We start from the raw sequence: 2,510 nt of genomic DNA, 5'->3' as shown, positions 1-2,510 counted from the left end.
TTTAGCGATAATTACGCCACTTCCATTGGCTTTACTGCTACTATCAATCCGCACGGTGAAACCCTTGGCTTTTGTTTCTAATTCGGCGATATAGTCAGTAGGGGCGGTGGTTTCTATATCGGGGTTCACCTGCGGTAGGGGCAGGTTATAGGCGCTGAGGATTTCGGGCCGGATGTAGGTTAATAGGGTATGAAGGGGAATGCCCCAGTTAACCGCTCTCATCTTTTGGATTTCTGCATCTGTGGGTTTTGTACCGTCCTCGTAGATGTAGTTAGAGAGAATCGGATGGGCCGATCGCCCGTTAATGCCGATTAACTCATCCTCGAAAAAGATACCACCGCCACTCATTCCCTGCACGATATCGCCACTATAACCGACGCTGTAGCCCTCCCGGAGGGGTCGATCGCTTGTTTGTTCAATTTTCCCGTTATCGGTGGTGTACTGCCCCGTTTCTGCGGAATAACCGGTTACGGTGATATCTAGTTCCGCATCCGGGGAAATGGCGCGAATTTTAGCGATCGGATAATCCCGGGTATCGCTAAACTCCACCAGGGCCAGATCCTTATCTTTTAAAAGGGAATTCGGCGCGATCGAGGCTGTGCGGGTTTGGCCGTCGTGGGTTTGGATCTGTAGGGTGGTCGCGCCGCGGGTAACGTGAGCGTTGGTCAAAACGAGGTATATACTGCCTTTTTTCCCGATAATGATTCCCGATCCCCGATTTATCTCGCTAGTAATCTTAACAGTGACTTGACGGATCGATCGCTCGATCTGCGCGTCTGGGCTGTCTTCCGCCACGATCGCCGGAGCAGAGAAAGGGGATAGCGCTTTAACCGGTACGACGGGCAGAAGTAGGAGGCTTAGGAGTAGGGGAAAGGGTTTCAACATGGTTATTATGGGGAAATTTGGGGTAAAACAGCGAAAATTCTAGCGGGTGGGAACGCAATTATTTTGCGGGCCAGCAGATCTCGTACCACAGGGTGCGTCGCGATCGGCGAGTGGTGCTTTGGCGAAAAACTCCGTCATCGAGATATAGGTTTTATCTCCGGAATTCTGGAGGAGCATATCCGAGCTTTTCCCCTCTAGGATGTCCATGAGTTGTTGCAAGACTAAATCTGGATTGTCGTGGGGTTTAAGGGTAAAAAGTTGGCTATTACCATCGCAGGGATCGCCGGATCGTGAAACGCTGCAGATGATCGGGTATCCTTTCGCCCGGCCGGTGGTGAGATAGTTAAAACGCCCTTGATTATATGCTTCCTGGAATTTTTTCGTGACTTCCTCGCAACGAACCGGGGAACGTTTGGAGAAATATTCCGATTTCCAGCCGATAATCCGCACATTGCCGCTTCTTTGGGGAATCCAAGCGAGGGTAGCGGGTATTTTTCCTCCCGATGCGCGATCGAACACCTCTTTACAGAAGAAGGTGACGCCATTCGGGGTGGTCGATTGGCTGAAACCGGGGGCGATACCACCGAGGAGGACAGTGGCGAGGAGGCCGACGCAAGCGAGACGGTGGGAAATATATCTAGAGTTCATAGGGATAGTTCCTCAGAAAATAGGGATTAGAATCGTGATTAGGGTCAAAATGGGATTATTTAAGGGTTAGCGGCGGCGTTGAGGGTGTAGCGACCCGATTCACCCCCTTCGCGAGAGGTAGCCACTAGGATATAAACTCCATCGGCGGGTAATTCGGTTACGAGTCGAGCGTTAAAATCCCCGGGGGCGCGATCGACACGCTGGTTACTACGGGCGACCTGTGGGTATTTTGTCCCCTCGGAAGATTGGAGAACGCGATAGAGGACAAGATAGGGAGCGATCTCGTTGCTGTTCATATCCAGAACGATTTTCTGTCCGGCACGACCCTCGAACCCGTAATATTGCTCGTTTTGGTCTTTGGTCAAGTTGCCTTGAACGGTCTGACCGTTAAGAGGGAGGGCGAGTAACTGTATCCGATCGTCCTGTCCTAATGTTGAGACGGTGGAGACATCGCCTGTTTTAACTGCGGTGAGGAAAGCTTGCAGGCGATCGAGGGAAACGGCGAAATTAATGCCGCTCTGGGTAAGGCCGATCGGGTTTCCCGCACCGTCGTAAACGTAACTCCCGATATCGCCTGCGACGTTAACCCCCACCACTTCCCCCCGTGAATTCAAAAGCGGCCCGCCGGAATTGCCTTTGTTGATATTAGCGTTGTGTTGCACAATGCCTTTTTCGGGGTCGAGACGGCTGATAATGCCCTGGGTGAGGGTATTTTGATAGTCTTCTTCTAGGGGTGTACCGATGACGAAAACGCTTTCGCCGACCTTGGCGGAGTTCGGACGGGCGAGGGGAAGATAGGGCAGGTTTTGGCGGTTATAAATCCGCAGGACGGCCAGATCCACGCCATTTTTAGCGAAGCCGATCACGTCTGCCGAGGCCTGCTGTCCGTTGGAAAATTTCACCGTCACCACCCGGGGGCCATCCGCAACAACGTGGGCGTTGGTAATGATGATACCGTCGGGACTGACGAGAAAGCC

At 52.4% G+C, this 2,510-nt stretch carries 3 protein-coding genes; all 3 read right to left on the bottom strand.

Annotated elements, in window-relative coordinates:
- On the bottom strand, positions 1-885 hold an 885-nt coding region (locus PX481_RS22750), incomplete at its 3' end, for a S1 family peptidase (RefSeq protein WP_288096198.1).
- A gap of 39 nt (positions 886-924) precedes the next feature.
- A complete protein-coding gene (locus PX481_RS22745) occupies positions 925-1,533 on the bottom strand; it encodes a COP23 domain-containing protein (RefSeq protein ID WP_002763038.1) in 609 nt (202 codons plus the stop codon).
- 59 nt (positions 1,534-1,592) lie between these two features.
- On the bottom strand, positions 1,593-2,510 hold a 918-nt coding region (locus PX481_RS22740; RefSeq protein WP_288096196.1), incomplete at its 5' end, for a S1C family serine protease.

The sequence above is a fragment of the Microcystis sp. M53603_WE2 genome (genome assembly GCF_030065435.1).
Note: the sequence above shows the minus strand (reverse complement) of the source record. Positions and strands in the feature narration are given on the sequence as shown.